The organism is Vibrio sp. 1402 (genome assembly GCF_033340275.1).
Window position 1 is genome coordinate 1 of record NZ_JAWOWE010000235.1, and the last position, 734, is coordinate 734.

The following is a 734-nucleotide window of genomic DNA, read 5'->3' on the forward strand; positions in this document are numbered from 1 at the left end:
TGTTCAGCCAAGCCATCAAACCTACGCCAACATCACCCATCGCCCATGCTAGGTTTGCGGTTTTTACTGTACCGTAAAACACGGCTGAAATAAGTACCAGTTTTAAGATAAACATCAGACCGTTCACTTTAAAGGTACGGCGAATGTAGGCAATGTTTGTTTCTGCGATGTAGTAGTAAGCCAAGATCGTGGTGAATGCGAAGAAGAACAGTGCAACAGCGATGAACGGTTTACCAACTCCAGGCAGAGCACTTTCAATCGCCATTTGCGTGAATACTGGACCATTGGCCCCAATATCGGCTGGTAGGTTTTGCACAAGGAATGCACCTTCAACCGCACCGTGTACGTTGTACGCACCTGTGATAAGAATCATAAACGCAGTTGCCGAACATACTAGTAGTGTATCGATGTAGATTGAGAATGATTGAACCAGACCTTGCTGTGCAGGATGATCAACGCTTGCTGCCGCTGCTGCGTGAGGGCCGGTACCTTGGCCTGCTTCATTTGAGTAAACACCACGTTTAACACCCCAACCAATGGCAGCGCCAACACCAGCCATAGGAGTGAACGCGTCTCCTAGGATCATGCCGATAATGCGTGGGATTTCACCGATGTTTAGAAGAATGATAACGAAAGCGGTGATGATGTACGCCAATGCCATGAATGGCACAACGATCTGAGTGAAGTTCGCAATACGCTTTACGCCACCAAAGATGATGAAGGCAAGAATGACA

At 47.5% G+C, this 734-nt stretch carries 1 protein-coding gene; it reads right to left on the reverse strand.

From position 1 onward, the window contains the following. The coding region (locus R7044_RS25305) for an alanine:cation symporter family protein (protein ID WP_225456008.1) at positions 1 to 734 on the reverse strand (734 nt) is incomplete at both ends.